Raw genomic sequence first — 15,147 nt, 5'->3', positions numbered from 1 at the left:
CCCTGGCTCGCTCAACCCCTCACCCAAGCTACGCTAACCAGCAAGCTGGCAAGCTTCGCTAACCCTCTCCCCTGGACAGGGGAGAGGGATGGAAGCCAGGGAAATGGGGACCTCCTCTCAGGCGGCGACCGGGAAGCGCAGCATGCGGTCGCGCACCGGGACCAGAGCCTCCGCCGACCGCCCGACCGCCTGGATCAGCGCGGGATGATCCACGTCCAGCCCGCCGGTCAGCGCCCCGAAGGCGGGCAGGATCAGCTTGTTCGTCGTCCCCACGAAGCAACGCCGCTCGACCAGCTTGCCGCGCACCCGGAGGCGAAGCTTGGGGTGGAAATGCCCCGACAGTTCGGGCCGCGGCTCCGCCGGATCGGCCTCGTGCCGCAGGACCAGCCCATCGACCAGCGCTTCGTCCACCACCGCGCCGCCGCATCGGTCGCGCAGCACGGGGTCGTGATTGCCGGTGATCCAGGTCCATTCGGTCGAGCCGGTCAGCGCCAGCAACATCGCCCGCGCCTCCGGCAGCAGGCGGTCGCATCCCTCCGCATCGTGAAAGCTGTCGCCCAGGCACCAGACCTGCCGCGCGCCCGTCCGCGCCACGATTTCGGTCAACTCGCTCAAGGTTGCGAGCGAATCGTAAGGGGGCAGCATCTGTCCGCCGCCCGCATACCAGCTCGCCTTCTCCAGGTGCAGGTCCGCGACCAGCAGCGCGGCCCGCGCGGGCCAGAACAGCGCGCCATCGGCCAGCGCCTGAAACGCCTGCCCGCCGAACGAAAAGGGAACCATTCGCCGTCCATGCGCTTGACGCTCGGCAATATCAAGCGTTTGCACAGGGCATGGGAAAGCCCTTGCTTCCCGGACGGAGAAGCGTAAAGCGCGCCGTCCTTTTGGCTCAGGGGGTTCCGGCGGACATGACGGGGACGGCAACCGACATTATGGACGACCAGACCGCGGCGACCGGCGCGGCGGAAACCGCGCACCGTCACCCCGCGCTGGCAGCACTGACCATCGGGGCGATCGGCGTGGTGTTCGGCGATATCGGCACCAGCCCGCTCTACGCCTTTCGCGAGGCGCTGTCCCAATCGGCGGGCGATGGCATCGACCCCAGCGAGGTACTGGGCGTGCTCAGTCTGGCGCTCTGGTCGCTGATCCTGGTCGTCACGATCAAATATGTCGTCTTCCTGATGCGCGCCGACAATCAGGGCGAGGGCGGGGTGCTGGCGCTGGCCGCACTGGCCCGGCGCTCGGTCGGCATCCGCTCGCGGCTGGCGCTGGTGCTGGGCGCGGCGGGGGCGTCGCTCTTCTATGGCGATGCGATCATCACGCCCGCGCTGTCGGTCCTGTCGGCGATGGAGGGGCTGCACACCATCCCCGCCGCCGCCACGATCTTCAACGAAGACGTGATCCGGATGTGCACCATCGTCATCCTGGTCGCGCTGTTCTTCATCCAGTCGCGCGGCACGGCGTCGGTGTCGAAGCTGTTCGGGCCGATCTGCATCCTGTGGTTCCTCGTCATCGGCGGGCTGGGCCTGTGGCATATCGCCGACGAACCCTCGATCGCGCGGGTGATCTGGCCGGGTTACGGCGTCAGCTTCCTGGCGAGCCATGGGGTGGTCGGGCTCTTCGTGCTGGGTGCGGTGTTCCTGACGGTGACGGGCGCGGAGGCGCTGACCGCCGATATGGGGCATTTCGGGCGGCTGCCGATCCGGATCGGCTGGTTCTCGCTGGTCCTGCCGGCGCTGGCGCTCAACTATCTGGGGCAGGGAGCGTTCGCGCTGTCGGCGCTGGAGCGGGCGACCGCGAACGGACAGCCCTTCACCAATCAGGACTGGTTCTTCCTAATGGCGCCCGAGTCGCTCCGCCCCGCGCTGATCGTGCTGGCGGGGCTCGCCACCGTCATCGCGGCGCAGGCGGTGATCACCGGCGCCTTCTCGCTGACCCAGCAGGCGATTCAACTGGGACTGTTGCCGCGCCTGCGCGTCCGCCAGACCTCGGCCGATTTCCAAGGGCAGATCTATCTGCCCGCGATCAACTGGCTGCTGCTGTTCGGGGTGCTGGTGCTGGTCATCCAGTTCAAGACCTCTTCGGCGATGGCCGCCGCCTATGGCATCGCGGTGACGGGGACGATGGTGGTGACGACCTGCCTCGCCTATCTGGTCGTTCGGCATCGCTGGGGCTGGTCGCGGGCACTGGCGCTGGCGGCGATCCTGCCCTTTCTGGCGCTCGACCTCGTCTTTTTCGGGGCGAACATCCTGCGGGTGATCGAGGGCGGCTGGGTGCCGTTGCTGGTTGGCGCGGGGGTGGGGACGATCATCCACACCTGGGTGCGTGGGCGCGGGATCGTCGCGGCCTTCGAAAAGCGCCAGGCGATTCCGCTCGCCGACCTCGCCGCCGCGCTGGCCAAGCGTCCCCCGGAGCGGGTGCCCGGAACGGCGGTGTTCCTGACCGCCAATCCGGCGTCCGCCCCCGGCGCGCTGCTCCACAATCTGAAGCACAACAAGATCCTGCACGAACAGAATCTGGTCGTGACGATCCGCACCGCCGACCGGCCCGTCGTGTCGGCGGAGAAGCGCGCGCATGTCGAGCGGCTGGACGACAATTTCGCGACCGTGACGCTGACCTATGGCTTCATGGAGACGCCGGACATCCCGCGCGACCTGCCCCGCGATCTGGGCGTGGAGACACGCATGTCGGGGCTGGACCCGATGAAGACGAGCTATTTCATCGGCCGCAACACGCTGAAACCCGAGGCGGAAAAGGGCATGCCGCCCTGGCAGGACCGGCTGTTCATGTTCCTGCAGCGCAACGCCAGCGACCCGACCGACTTCCTGCGGATTCCGCCGGGCAAGGTGCTGGAATTGGGGGAGCAGGTGACGGTGTGAGTTATTCCTTCCCTCCCCAAGTTTGGCTCGGGGGAGGGATAGGGGCTACAGCGTGACCTTGGGCGGCTTGGCGGCCTCGACCGCGACCAGCACCATCTTTTCCCAGATCGCGGGATCGCCCGCGTCCGCCATCGCCTGATCGGGTTCGCGCAGCGTCCGCAGCACCGCCAGCGCGTCGGACATATGGTCGCGCCAATGGGCATCGACCAGCTTGGCGGCGGACTCCGAATCGCCCCCGGCATTGGCGCTCAAGCGCTGGCCGCACAGCACGCGCGCGATGCGTTCGGCGGCGGGGGTGTGGGCAATATCCATGGCAACCTCTCCTGATGCGCGTGTCGTTACGCGTTCAACGCGTCAGGATCGCGTTGGGATGCAATCGATGGCCGCAAGCACGCCCCTCCCGCAGGCGAGTTTCAGGTCGGTCATGCCCCCGGCACGACCTAAACGATGCGGGGCATCGTTTACCTGAAACTGGGATGGGGGAGGGTACGCCACAGGCGATGGTCTCTGTGAGAGTCCTTGCCCTCCCCAAACCCCTCCCGCCTGCGGGAGGGGCTTAAGAAGAGCTAAGAAGGATTCAGCCCTGCGCGCCGCGACCGGCACCGCCGCCGGGGCGACCCTGGCCGCCGCGACCACGACCGCCGCCAGCTCCACCACCGCCGCTACGACGGCGCGGCTGGCGACCCTGCGGGCCCCGCGCGTCGGTCGCGCGCGGATGATGGGTCGCACGCGGACGCGCCGGATCGCGCGGACGGTCGACGCGCGGCGCGGGGTCGGCGCCGATGGCCTTCACCCGCTGCGACTTGATCGCCTCGGCACGCTTCACGAAGTCGGCGGGAAGCGGCACGACATTGATCTTCTGCCGCGTCAGCTTCTCGATGTCCTTCAGATAGGGCCGCTCATCCTCGGCGCAGAAGGCGATGGCCAGACCCGAGCGGCCCGCGCGCGCCGTGCGGCCGATGCGGTGGACATATTGCTCGGCGACATTGGGCAATTCGAAGTTGAAGACATGGCTGACGCCCGGAATGTCGATGCCGCGCGCGGCGATGTCGGTCGCCACCAGCACGCGGGTCTGGCCCGAGCGGAACTCGCCCAGCGCCCGCTCGCGCTGGCCCTGGCTCTTGTTGCCGTGGATCGCGTTGGCGGCGATGCCATTGCCCGCCAGCAGCTTCACGACGCGGTCCGCGCCATGCTTGGTGCGGGTGAAGACCAGCGCCAGCTCGATCGCGGGATCGGCGAGCAGGATGGTCAGCAGCGCCTGCTTCTCGGCCTGCGTTACGAAGGTCACCGACTGCTCGACACGCTCGGCCGTGGTCGAGACCGGCGTGACCGACACCGTCGCAGGGTTGTCGAGGAACTTGTCGGCCAGATCGCGGATCGCGGCGGGCATGGTGGCCGAGAAGAACAGGGTCTGACGCTTGCGCGGGATCATCTTCACGATGCGGCGCAGCGCATGGATGAAGCCCAGGTCGAGCATCTGGTCGGCCTCGTCCAGCACCAGGATTTCGATCATCGACAGGTTCAGGAAGCCCTGCTCGACCAGATCGATCAGGCGGCCCGGCGTCGCGACGAGGATGTCGACGCCGCGCGACAGGTCCTGCCGGTTCTTGTTCAGGCTGGTCCCGCCGAAGACGGTCGCGACCGCCAGCTTGGAGAATTTGGCATAGCCTTTCGCATTCTCGGCGATCTGGCTGGCCAGTTCGCGCGTGGGGGCGAGGACGAGCATCCGGCAATGGGTCGGCAGGACGCGCTTGTTCGCCTCGACCAGACGCTGGATCGAGGGGAGGACGAAGGCCGCGGTCTTGCCGGTGCCGGTCTGCGCGATGCCCAGCAGGTCGCGGCCTTCCAGCAGTGTCGGGATCGAATCGCGCTGGATCGGGGTGGGTTCGGAATAGCCTTTCGCTTCGAGCGCGCGGACGAGCGGCTCGGCAAGGCCGAGTTCGGAAAATGGCATGGAATTGCTTTCGATCATGGCGCGCGAGTCACGGAAGGGCCGCGAGATGCGGCGCCGGGGTTGATGACACCCCGCGTGACAAGGGAAGCCTGAAGACAGGGTCGGGGCGGAGCCGGGACCAGATGGTCCGTTCACGCTGCGAGTGGACGCCTCGACGGATGGCCATGTGCGCCCACCTTTGCGAAAAGTCAAGTTTCGGGCAGGATCGGGGCGCGATGGCGTGACAATCGCGGACGGATGGTTACATCTGATACCAAATAGGCAAGAGGAGTCCTGCATGAAACTCGCCAGTCTCAAGGAAGGTCGCGACGGCAAGCTGGTCGTCGTGTCGAGCGACCTCGCCTGGTATACGGATGCGGGGCATATCGCACCGACGCTGCAAGCCGCGCTCGACGATTGGGATGTGATCGCGCCCGCACTCGCCAATCTGGCGACCGATCTGGATCACGGCGCGATCCCGCGTGCGCGTTTCCACGAGCATGACGCCGCCTCGCCGCTGCCGCGCGCCTATCAGTGGGCGGATGGGTCGGCCTATGTGAATCACGTCGCGCTGGTCCGCCAGGCGCGCGGGGCGGAACTGCCCGAGAGTTTCTGGCACGATCCGTTGATCTATCAGGGCGGGTCGGACGGGTTCCTGGGGCCGCGCGATCCGATCCCGCTGGCCGATGAAAGCTGGGGCTGCGACCTGGAGGGCGAGGTCGTCGTCGTTACCGGCGATGTGCCGATGGGCGCGGGCCGCGAGGAAGCGCTGGCGGCGATCCGGCTGGTCGGACTGACCAACGACGTGTCGCTGCGGGGGCTGATTCCCGGTGAACTGGCCAAGGGGTTCGGCTTCTTCCAGTCCAAGCCGGCTTCGGCCTTCTCACCCGTCTTCGTCACGCCCGAGTCGCTGGGCGACTGGTGGCGGGACGGCAAGCTGCACCGGGTGCTGAAGGTCGACCTGAACGGGCAGCCCTTCGGCCGGGCCGAGGCGGGCGTGGACATGACCTTCGACTTCGGGACGCTGATCGCCCATGCGGCGAAGACCCGCGCGCTGGGGGCGGGGACGATCATCGGTTCGGGCACCGTGTCGAACCGCGATTCGGACGGCGGCCCCGGCAAGCCGGTCGCCGAGGGCGGCGTCGGCTATAGCTGCATCGCGGAAGTGCGGATGATCGAGACGATCCGCGGCGGCGAGGCGAAGACGCCGTTCCTGAAAAAGGGCGACACGGTGCGCATATGGATGGAGGACGACCGCCACCATCCCATCTTCGGCGCGATCGAGCAGACGGTCGAGTGACCCATTCCTCCCCAAGCTTGCTTGGGGAGGGGGACCGTCGCGAAGCGATGGTGGAGGGGCGGGGTCCGGCGGCTCGCCTGCTTCCCGAAGTTCGGTGACGGGGCGGCCGTCCGGCATCGCCCCACCACCACCGGGCTGACGCCCGGCGGTCCCCCTCCCCATCGGGGATGGGGAGGATTGGGGTGGTCAATCCACCAGCGCGTCGATCGCTTCGGCCATGTCGATGTCGCGCGCCGACAGGCCGCCCGCATCATGCGTGGTCAGCACGATGTCCACCCGGTTCCAGACATTGGACCATTCGGGATGATGGTCCGCCTTTTCCGCGAGCAGCGCCACGCGGGTCATGAAGCCGAACGCCTCGTTGAAATCGGTGAAGACGAAGCGGCGGCTGATCGCGTCGCGCGCCTCGTCCCAATCCCATTCAGGCAGGCCGTCCAGCGCTTCGTCCCGGTCCAGTTCGCTCAGCCGCTCCACCATGCGCGTCCCCTTGCTTCTCTTGTTCTTTCGCCTGCCCCAGGGGTAAGACGGCGCGCATGAGCGGGCAAGACGGGATCGGCGCGGCACCGGGAGCCGATGTGATCGAGGCGATCGCCCGCGCCGCGATCGCGCGCCTGCCAGAGGAGTTCCGCGCCCATCTGGGTGATGTGGTGCTGATCGTCGAGGACCATGCCGATGACGAGACGCTGGCGGCGCTGGGTATCGAACATCCGCTCGATCTGACCGGCCTCTATCATGGCCGTCCGCTGGGTGAGAAAAGTTCGATGGATTCGGGGAGCTTGCCCGACCGCATCCACCTTTATCGCCGCGCGATCCTGGACGAATGGATCGAGACGGGGGTGCGGCTGGACGATTTGGTCGTGCATGTGACGATTCATGAGATCGGCCATCATTTCGGCCTGTCGGATGAGGACATGCACGCGCTGGAACACGCGGTCGCGTGATCCTGTGCCTGTCCGATGTCGCCTGCGCGCGGGGCGGGCGGCTGCTCTTCGCCCGGTTGTCGCTGGGCCTCGTGGCGGGCGAGGCGGCGATCGTCACCGGTCCCAACGGTATCGGCAAGTCCAGCCTGCTTCGCCTGGCCGCCGGCCTGATCGCGCCGTTCGAGGGGCGGGTGGAGCGGACCGCGCGTATCGCGCTGATGACCGAGGATATCGCCCTCGACACCGAGCGGCGTCTGGGCGAGGCGCTGCTCTTCTGGGCGCGGCTCGATCCCCTGCCCGATGCGCGGGGGCGAGTGGCGGCGGCGCTGGAGGCGGTGGGCCTTGCTCCCCTGGCCGAGGTGCCGGTGCGCCTCTTGTCGACCGGTCAGCGTCGCCGCGCCGCACTGGCGCGGGTGGTGGCGTCGCGTGCTCCGCTCTGGTTGTTGGACGAGCCCGCCGCCGGGCTGGATCTCGACGGTATTGCGATGCTGGAGCGCATGGTCGCCGCGCATCGTGCCGATGGCGGAGCGGTGCTGCTGACCACGCATCAGCCGCTGGAGGTGGGCCAGGCGCAGTGGCTCGCGCTGGGCGAGCTGGTTCCGGCATGAGCGTCGCCCCGACCTTGATCGCGACCCTGATCGCGCGCGATGTACGGCGCGGCTATGCCGGGGGCGGGGCAGGGCTGGTCTGCGGTTTTTTCCTGCTGGCGGTGGTGCTGTTCCCCTTTGCCATCGGGCCGGACCGGGCGGTGCTGGCGCGGGTTGGGGCGGGGGCGATCTGGGTCGCGGCCTTGCTTGCTGCGCTGTTGCCCGTCGATCGGCTGGTCGCGCCCGATGTCGAGTCGGGCTGGTTCGACCAGATTCGGGTGCACGGCCTGTCGCTGCCGCTGGTCATGGCCCTGCGGATCGTCGCGCACTGGATCGCCTTTGCGCCGCCGCTGATGCTGGCGGCCTTGGTCGCGGGCGGGCTGTTCGGGTTGGACGGCGCGGCGGTCAGGCGGGTCGAGGCGGGGTTGCTGCTCGGCACACCGGGGCTAGCCGCGCTGGCGGTGGCGACCGGCGCGCTGACCGCTGGACTGCGGGGAGCCGGGGGGCTGGCGGGCTTGCTGCTGTTGCCGCTGGCCCTGCCGCTGCTGATCTTCGGGGCGGGGAGCGGGGACATGGGCGCGCTCAAGCTGCTGGCGTCCGTATCGCTGTTGCTGGTCGCGGGCGCGCCCTGGATCGCGGCGGCGGCGATTCGTTCGGTGCGGGACTGAGACGATGGCCGACGCGGCGCGGATCGCGCGGGCCTTCGACGCGGCGGCGGCCTATGACGCCCATGCGGTGGTCCAGCGACAGGTCGCCGATTGGCTGGCCGATCGGGTCATCGCCGCCGCGCCGCCCGCCCCGCGCGTGCTGGAGGTGGGGTGCGGCACGGGTTTCCTGACAGCGGCGGTCTTGCCCCGGCTGGAGCTGCCCGACTGGCTGATGACCGATATCGCGCCCGCGATGCTGGCGCGCGGGCTGGCGGCGAATCCCGGCGTCCGGGGGAGGGTGATGGATGGGGAGCATCCCGACCTGCCCGGTGAAGCGCCCTTCGACCTGATCGTCAGCAGCCTGGCGGTGCAGTGGTTCGCCGATCTGGGCGGGGGCTTGCGGCGGCTGGCCGCTTGCCTTGCGCCGGGCGGGCGGATGCTGGTGACGACGCTGGTCGAGGGCACGTTCGCGGCCTGGCACGACGCACACCGGGCGGAGGGCTATGTCGCGGGGAGTCCCGCCTATCCGTCGGTCGGTTCGCTGATGGCGACGGGGTGGCGGATCGAGACGCGGACGTTCGAGGAGCGGCACGGCTCGGCGGGGGCCTTCATGCGCGCACTGCGGGCGATCGGGGCGGGAACGCCGCGTGAGGGGCACCGGCCGATCCCGCCGGGCGCGATGCGGCGGATTGCGAAGCGGTTCGAGGCAGGCGGGGCGGTGGCGACCTATGAGGTCGCGTTGATCGAAATCCCCAACCCCCGTTCAGCCTGAGCCCTTCGGCTGGCTGGCAAGCCAGCCGCTCAGGATAAACTTCGGCACTGTGCGCCGAAGTCGAAGGCCACGCCAGATGATGGCGGCGGGGCGTGTGCTTCGACTTCGCTCAGCACGAACGGATGTCTGGATTTACCGGCTCCACCGCGCCCAGATGGCCGTCGGCAGGACCAGCCCGCGCGCTTCCTCGCGCACGCCGAGTTCGCCGCATTCGACCTGGCCGGGCAGGTCGGCCATCGCCTGTCGCATCATCTCGCCGATCGCCAGCGCCGACATGCGCACGGCGTACACCGTCAGGAACAGGAAGCGCGATTCGGTATCCAGCAACTGGCGACAGTTCGCGATCAGGCCGGGCAGGTCTTCCTCCAGCCGCCACACCTCGCCCTCCGGCCCGCGTCCATATTTGGGCGGGTCGAGCAATATGCCGTCATAGCGCCGCCCGCGCCGCACCTCGCGCGCGACGAATTTGGCGGCGTCGTCGATGATCCAGCGCACCGGTGCATCGCCCAGACCCGACAGCATGGCATTGCCGCGCGCCGCCTCGACCGATTTCTTGGAGGCGTCGACATGGACCATCTTTGCCCCCGCGCTCGCCATCGCCAGCGTGCCGACGCCGGTATAGCCGAACAGGTTCATGCATTCCGGCTCGGCCAGGCCGTCGACCTGCTCGCGCATCCAACTCCACACCGGCGCCATGTCCGGGAAGAAGCCCAGATGGCGGAACGGCGTGTTCTGCGCGGTGAAGCGCACCTCGTTCCACTTGAGCGGCCAGCCCTCGCGCGGGACCGGCTCGTTGAAATTCCAGCGGCCGCCGCCGTCCTCGTCCGAGCCCGGCACGAACTCCGCCGCCGCGCGCCAGTCTTGGCTCGCGGGGGCCCACATCGCCTGCGGCTCGGGGCGGATGAAGCGGAACCGGCCATAGCGTTCCAGCTTGCGACCATGGCCGGAGTCGACCAGCCCATAGTCGGCCCAGGGCTCGCCGATCATCGTTTCGAGTTTCATGCGCCCGCGTTAGCGCAAACCATGCCCGTCGATAAAGGCCGTCACCGCCTCGAAGGTGGCGGGCAGGGTGGTGTAGCGCTCCTCGCGCTCGAACAGGTCGCCGACGCGGCGGGGGAGCGGGGGGCGAACGCCGGTCGCGCGCTCGACCGCGTCGGTGAACTTGGCCGGATGCGCGGTGGCGAGCGTCACGACGGGCGCGCTCGTCCCGGCGGCGCGGGCGGCGGACAGGGCGATGGCGGTGTGCGGGTCGAGGATCTGCCCCGCTTCCTCCGCTGCCCAGCGCATCGCGCGGCTCATGTCGTCGGCATCGACGCGGGTGCTGGTGAAGAGCGGGGCGATGGCCTGGCTCTGCGCATTGGTCAGCCGCATCGCGCCCGACGCCTCGAACCCCTTCATCTGCGCCGCCAGCGCCGCGCCGTCGCGCCCGTTCGCGTCGAACAACAGCCGCTCGAAATTGGAACTGACCTGGATGTCCATCGAGGGGGTCGCGGTCGCCTGTACCTGCCCCTTGGAGTAATCGCCCGAGGACAGCGCGCGGTGGAGAATGTCGTTGACGTTGGTCGCGACGATCAACCGCTCGACCGGCAGACCCATGCGCGCGGCGACGTAACCGGCGAATACGTCGCCGAAATTGCCGGTCGGGACCGAGAAGGCCACCGCCTTGCCCGGCGCGCCCAGCCGAACGGCGGCGTAGAAATAATAGACGACCTGCGCCATCAACCGTGCCCAGTTGATCGAGTTGACCGCCGACAGGGTATGGCGGTCGGCAAAGGCGCGGTCGTTGAACATCGCCTTCACCAGCGCCTGGGCGTCGTCGAAATTGCCCTGGATCGCGATATTGTGGACGTTGGGGGCGAGCACCGTGGTCATCTGGCGGCGCTGGATCTCGGTGACGCGGCCCGCCGGGTGCAGCATGAAGATGTCGATATTGGCGCGCCCCGCCACCGCGTCGATCGCCGCCGATCCGGTGTCGCCGCTGGTCGCGCCGACGATGGTCAGGCGCGTCTCGGTGCCGCGCAGGAACCGCTCGAACAACAGCCCCAGCATCTGGAGCGCGACGTCCTTGAACGCGAGCGTGGGGCCATGGAAGAGTTCGAGCAGCCATTGGTCATGGTCGAGTTGCACCAGCGGCGTGACGGCGGCGTGCGAGAAGCGGCCATAGGCGGCGTCGCACAGGTCTTGCAGTTCCTGCCCGGTCAGGCTGTCGCCGACGAACGGCGCCATGATCTTCGCGGCGGTCTGCGCATAGGACAGGCCCGCCAGCGCTTCGATCTCTTCGCCGGTCAGGCTGGGCCAGGCTTCGGGCACATAGAGGCCGCCATCGCTGGCGAGACCGGCCAGGGTCGCGCCCCGGAAATCGAGGATGGGGGCGGAGCCGCGGGTACTGAGATAGCGCATGATGCGCCGGGGCTTAACGGCGTGTGCCCGTCACCACAACCGTTGGATTGCGTCGAACGACCGCCAAACCATAGATAATTGCGGCGATCGCGGCGAACAGGAACCATTGGATGGCGTAAGCCAGGTGGTTGTTGGGTACGCCGTCGGTATCGGGACGGGGGTTGGATTCCAGTCCGGCGGCGGGCGTGTCGGCGACCAGCAGCATCGCCTGAGGGCGGTGATCGAAGGCCGATTCGATCAGCGAACGGCTGTCGGGCGCGTGGGAGACATAGCCGCTCACCCGCCCGCCGGGCCACGCCACTTCCTTGCGCGGATCATGGGTGGTGCCAAGCTGGACCTGTAAAGACCCCTGCGGCACCGCACAGGTCGCGATCAGCCGGAACCCCGCCGCGCCCGCGCCCGCCCGGCGGATCGTAATCGGCGGGTGGCAATCGGCGACCGTGCGGCGGAAGAGCAGGCCGTCGTCGGGGAACAGCGGAAAGGCGATGACCGGCCGCGCCGGATTGGCCGCCAGTTGCGCCAGATAGGCCTGCTTCTTCGGCAACCGGTCGAGCAACTGCCATAGCCCGAGCGCCACCATCGCCGCGACGGCCAGGCCGACGATCAGCGTCGGGAGGACGGGCGCACGCCTCATTCCCCGTCTTCCTCGGGGCGGACCACCGCGCCCTCGCGCGCCTCGTTCCGATATTCGGCGGCCATCAGCGCGCCCTTGGCGAGTCGCAGCGTATAGACCACGCCGATCGCGGTCAGCGGCAGCCAGATCATCATGTGCAGCCACAGCGGCGGGTGCAGCGTCAACTCGACGATGATCGCGGCGATGGTGATGATCGTGCCCAGGATCAGGGTCAGGAAGGCGGCGGGGCCGTCGCCGACATTGAACCGGGTGAAGTCCAGCCCACAGGCGCTACAGCGATCGGCGAAGGTCACGACCTTGGTCGAGAGCAGCGGCCCGGCAAACAAATGGGGCTGGCCACAACGCGGACACAGCCCCTGAAACGCGGCTCGCGCGATGGTGGGAGGGGTCGGCTCAGCCACTATGAACCGGCGCGCCCCAGCCACCCCAGACATAGACGGTGACGAAGAGGAACAGCCACACCACGTCGACGAAATGCCAGTACCATGCCGCCGCCTCGAACCCGAAATGCTGGCGGGGCGTGAAGTCGCCACGATAGGCGCGGATCAGGCAGACGATCAGGAAGATAGTGCCGACGATGACGTGGAACCCATGGAAACCGGTCGCCATGAAAAAGGCCGCGCCGTAATTGATCCCCTTAAACGGGAAGGGCGCATGGATATATTCATAGGCCTGGATCGAACTGAAGATCAGGCCCAGCACGATGGTCAGCCACAGGCCCTTCAGCACCCCGTCCCGGTCGCCCACGCCCAGCGCGCCCCACAGGCCGCGCTTCTCCCCGCCGCGCTGGTTGTGGATCAGGGCATGGTGCGCCCAGGTCACGGTGGTGCCGCTGGTCAGCAGGATCAGCGTGTTGAGCAAAGGCAGTTTGAAGGCGTCGATCACCTCCAGCCCCTTGGGCGGCCAGGTCGCGGCGATGGCGGTGGCCCCCTCCGCGGCGCGCTCCACCTGTCCGTCGACGAAGCTCATCGCGGTCGGGAAGAGCGAAAAGTCGAAAAAGGCCCAGAACCAGCCGACGAAGAACATCACTTCGGACGCGATGAACAGGATCATGCCATAGCGGAAGTGAAGCTGGACGACCGGGGTATGATCGCCATGATGCGCCTCACGCACCACATCGGCCCACCAGCTTCCCATGCAGAACAGCACCGCGGCGAGCCCAGCCAGAAACGCCCAGCCACCACCGGGCGCGCTGTGCATCCACATGATCGCGCCCGAGGCCATCAGCAGCGCCGACATCGAACTGGCCAGCGGCCAGGGGCTCGGCGGCAGGATGTGATAGTCGTGGTTCTTCGCGCCAGCCATGATCCCGTCCCTTAGCTTTTTGCTATTTTGGGGGCAGGCTAACCCGCTTTTCCCGCCGAATCCACCGGGTAAAATGTGTAGGACAGGGTGATGGTCTCGATGTCCTTGGCGTCCGGGTCGTTCAGGATCTTGGGATCGACGAAGAAGATGACCGGCATCCGCACCGTCTCGCCGGGTTTCAGCGTCTGCTGGGTGAAGCAGAAACACTCGATCTTGGTGAAATAGCGCCCCGCCTGGTCGGGGGTGACGTTGAAGGTCGCGGTGCCGGTGACGGGCACTTTGGCATTGTTGGTCGCGGTGAAGAACACCATGTCCCGCGCGCCGATATCGACCGTTTCGTGCGGATTTTCGGGCTTGAAGGCCCAGGCGAGGCGCGAGGAGACGTTGGCGTCGAAATTGACGGTGATCTGGCGATGGACGCTGCCCGGCGCCTGCGTGCCCCGCTGCGTCGTGCCCTGATAGCCCGTCACCTGACAGAACATGCGATAGAGCGGCACGCTGGCAAAGGCGAGCCCGGTCATGAACACCACGCCGAACAGCGCGAAGGCGACCGTGCGAGCCTGCCGCGTCAGCCGCATCAATGCATTCCCGACCGGATCTTGGACAGGGTGATGAAGAAGATCAGCACCACCAGGAACCCGAGCAGCAGCGCCATCGCGGTGGCACGAGCGCGCTGCTTGGCGCGAATCCGGTTCGAATCGTCAGGCGTCATGCCCAACGATCCACCACCAGCGCGCCGAAGAGAAGGAAAAGATACAGGATCGAATATTTGAACAGCCGCTTTTCGGGCTTCATCGCATCGTCGGGTTGCGTATGCCGGAAGGCGACGATCGCGGCGTAGAGCCCGAACAGCGCGGTCCCCGCACTGGCGATCACGCCATAGATCGCGCCGGTCAGCCCCAGCGGCCAGGGCGCGACGGCGGCGACGGCCATCGGAATGGTGTAGAGCCCGATCTGCGCGCGCGTCACCCGCTCGCCCGCGACGACGGGCAGCATCGGCACCCCCGCATTGGCGTAATCGGTCTTCACGAACAGCGCCAGCGCCCAGAAATGCGGCGGCGTCCATAGGAAGACGAGGCTGAACAGAAGGAAGGGGAGGAGCGCGATCTGCCCGGTCGCCGCCGCCCAGCCGATCAATGGCGGAAACGCGCCCGCGGCCCCGCCGATGACGATGTTCTGCGGCGTCCGCCGCTTCAGCCAGACGGTATAGACCAGCACATAGAACAGGATCGAGACGCTCAGGATGCCGGCGGCGACGTAATTGACCGCCAACCCCATGAGGATGACCGAGAAACAGGCGAGCCCGACCCCGAAATGCAGCGCCGATTCGCGGCTCATCCGCCCGGCGGGCAGCGGTCGCTTGGCGGTGCGTTTCATCAGCGCGTCGAGGTCCGCCTCATACCATTGGTTGAGTGCCCCGGCCGCGCCCGCGCCCAGCGCGATGCACAGGATCGCGGTGAAGCCGATCACCGGATCGACCCCCACCGGCGCGGCCAGCATCCCGCACAGCCCGGTGAACACCACCAGCGTCATCACCCGCGGCTTGGTGAGCGCCAGAAAGTCGCGCCAGTCGGCGGGAACGAAGACGGAGGAGGGAATGCTGGACATGGGAGTCCTGCATATAGGCGGTGTGGGAAGGGGGAGCAATCGAAGCGGTTGTCTGGGAAGGATACTGCCGCTCGCCCAAGGCGCTCCCCCTCCCGCAAGCGGGAGGGGGACGGGGGGAGGGCATGGAGTCTCACCGAGACTATCGCCTGTGGCTTTCCCTCCCCC

18 protein-coding genes are annotated in these 15,147 nt (G+C 67.9%); 6 read left to right on the top strand and 12 right to left on the bottom strand.

Annotation, left to right across the window (positions count from 1 at the left end):
* Positions 1 to 117 precede the first annotated feature (117 nt).
* The gene (pdeM, locus tag SM191_RS05070) at positions 118 to 780 is read right to left on the bottom strand and encodes a ligase-associated DNA damage response endonuclease PdeM (protein ID WP_341505247.1); all 663 of its coding nucleotides are present in this window, start codon (positions 778 to 780) and stop codon (positions 118 to 120) included.
* Between the two features lie 125 nt (positions 781 to 905).
* Between pdeM and SM191_RS05065 the strand changes: the two genes are divergently transcribed.
* A complete protein-coding gene (locus tag SM191_RS05065; protein ID WP_445949811.1) occupies positions 906 to 2,876 on the top strand; it encodes a potassium transporter Kup in 1,971 nt (656 codons plus the stop codon).
* Between the two features lie 45 nt (positions 2,877 to 2,921).
* Here the strand turns inward: SM191_RS05065 and SM191_RS05060 are convergent, their stop codons facing one another.
* Positions 2,922 to 3,188: a hypothetical protein gene (locus tag SM191_RS05060; protein ID WP_341505246.1), complete on the bottom strand. Its 267-nt coding sequence runs from the start codon at positions 3,186 to 3,188 to the stop codon at positions 2,922 to 2,924.
* Between the two features lie 265 nt (positions 3,189 to 3,453).
* On the bottom strand, positions 3,454 to 4,830 hold the full coding sequence (locus SM191_RS05055; protein ID WP_341505245.1) for a DEAD/DEAH box helicase: 1,377 nt from the start codon (positions 4,828 to 4,830) through the stop codon (positions 3,454 to 3,456).
* 277 nt (positions 4,831 to 5,107) lie between these two features.
* On the opposite strand from SM191_RS05055, the gene SM191_RS05050 reads away from it, so the two are divergent.
* The gene (locus tag SM191_RS05050; RefSeq protein WP_341505244.1) at positions 5,108 to 6,109 is read left to right on the top strand and encodes a fumarylacetoacetate hydrolase family protein; all 1,002 of its coding nucleotides are present in this window, start codon (positions 5,108 to 5,110) and stop codon (positions 6,107 to 6,109) included.
* Between the two features lie 186 nt (positions 6,110 to 6,295).
* Here the strand turns inward: SM191_RS05050 and SM191_RS05045 are convergent, their stop codons facing one another.
* Entirely contained in the window at positions 6,296 to 6,673 is a 378-nt protein-coding gene (locus tag SM191_RS05045) for a 4a-hydroxytetrahydrobiopterin dehydratase (protein WP_341505243.1), read from the bottom strand.
* On the opposite strand from SM191_RS05045, the gene SM191_RS05040 reads away from it, so the two are divergent.
* The 4 genes from SM191_RS05040 to SM191_RS05025 are packed head-to-tail and all read left to right on the top strand — an operon-like array spanning position 6,643 to position 9,035.
* Positions 6,643 to 7,050 (top strand): metallopeptidase family protein, encoded by a 408-nt coding sequence (locus tag SM191_RS05040; protein WP_341505242.1) that lies wholly within the window; start codon positions 6,643 to 6,645, stop codon positions 7,048 to 7,050. The genes SM191_RS05045 and SM191_RS05040 overlap by 31 nt on opposite strands.
* Positions 7,047 to 7,637 carry a heme ABC exporter ATP-binding protein CcmA gene (ccmA, locus tag SM191_RS05035; RefSeq protein WP_341505241.1) on the top strand — a complete coding sequence of 197 codons (591 nt, stop codon included), beginning with the start codon at positions 7,047 to 7,049 and terminating at the stop codon, positions 7,635 to 7,637. The genes SM191_RS05040 and ccmA overlap by 4 nt, the downstream gene beginning before the upstream one ends.
* Positions 7,634 to 8,284 (top strand): heme exporter protein CcmB, encoded by a 651-nt coding sequence (locus SM191_RS05030; protein ID WP_341505240.1) that lies wholly within the window; start codon positions 7,634 to 7,636, stop codon positions 8,282 to 8,284. The genes ccmA and SM191_RS05030 overlap by 4 nt, the downstream gene beginning before the upstream one ends.
* A 4-nt stretch (positions 8,285 to 8,288) precedes the next feature.
* Positions 8,289 to 9,035, top strand: coding sequence for a methyltransferase (locus SM191_RS05025; protein WP_341505239.1), 747 nt, complete (start codon positions 8,289 to 8,291; stop codon positions 9,033 to 9,035).
* A gap of 132 nt (positions 9,036 to 9,167) precedes the next feature.
* On the opposite strand, the gene SM191_RS05020 is transcribed toward SM191_RS05025, so the two are convergent.
* The 8 genes from SM191_RS05020 to SM191_RS04985 form a co-directional block, all read right to left on the bottom strand.
* Positions 9,168 to 10,037, bottom strand: a complete 870-nt coding sequence (locus tag SM191_RS05020) for a class I SAM-dependent methyltransferase (protein WP_306996929.1) — start codon at positions 10,035 to 10,037, stop codon at positions 9,168 to 9,170.
* 9 nt (positions 10,038 to 10,046) lie between these two features.
* Positions 10,047 to 11,435, bottom strand: a complete 1,389-nt coding sequence (gene thrC, locus SM191_RS05015; protein ID WP_341505238.1) for a threonine synthase — start codon at positions 11,433 to 11,435, stop codon at positions 10,047 to 10,049.
* A 13-nt stretch (positions 11,436 to 11,448) separates the two neighbouring features.
* Positions 11,449 to 12,069: an SURF1 family cytochrome oxidase biogenesis protein gene (locus SM191_RS05010; RefSeq protein ID WP_341505237.1), complete on the bottom strand. Its 621-nt coding sequence runs from the start codon at positions 12,067 to 12,069 to the stop codon at positions 11,449 to 11,451.
* On the bottom strand, positions 12,066 to 12,395 hold the full coding sequence (locus tag SM191_RS05005) for a DUF983 domain-containing protein (protein WP_445949810.1): 330 nt from the start codon (positions 12,393 to 12,395) through the stop codon (positions 12,066 to 12,068). Before SM191_RS05005 ends, SM191_RS05010 begins: the two co-directional genes overlap by 4 nt.
* 67 nt (positions 12,396 to 12,462) lie before the next feature.
* Positions 12,463 to 13,374: a cytochrome c oxidase subunit 3 gene (locus tag SM191_RS05000; RefSeq protein ID WP_306996921.1), complete on the bottom strand. Its 912-nt coding sequence runs from the start codon at positions 13,372 to 13,374 to the stop codon at positions 12,463 to 12,465.
* A gap of 38 nt (positions 13,375 to 13,412) precedes the next feature.
* Positions 13,413 to 13,952 carry a cytochrome c oxidase assembly protein gene (locus SM191_RS04995; RefSeq protein ID WP_341505235.1) on the bottom strand — a complete coding sequence of 180 codons (540 nt, stop codon included), beginning with the start codon at positions 13,950 to 13,952 and terminating at the stop codon, positions 13,413 to 13,415.
* Complete coding sequence (locus SM191_RS04990; protein WP_257575300.1) at positions 13,952 to 14,086, bottom strand: hypothetical protein; 135 nt, start codon at positions 14,084 to 14,086, stop codon at positions 13,952 to 13,954. The genes SM191_RS04995 and SM191_RS04990 overlap by 1 nt, the downstream gene beginning before the upstream one ends.
* On the bottom strand, positions 14,083 to 14,982 hold the full coding sequence (locus SM191_RS04985) for a heme o synthase (RefSeq protein ID WP_341505234.1): 900 nt from the start codon (positions 14,980 to 14,982) through the stop codon (positions 14,083 to 14,085). The genes SM191_RS04990 and SM191_RS04985 overlap by 4 nt, the downstream gene beginning before the upstream one ends.
* Positions 14,983 to 15,147 lie beyond the last annotated feature (165 nt).

Source organism: Sphingomonas sp. 2378 (assembly GCF_038084995.1).
Taxonomy (GTDB): domain Bacteria; phylum Pseudomonadota; class Alphaproteobacteria; order Sphingomonadales; family Sphingomonadaceae; genus Sphingomonas.
This window is presented reverse-complemented; position numbering and strand designations above follow the sequence as displayed.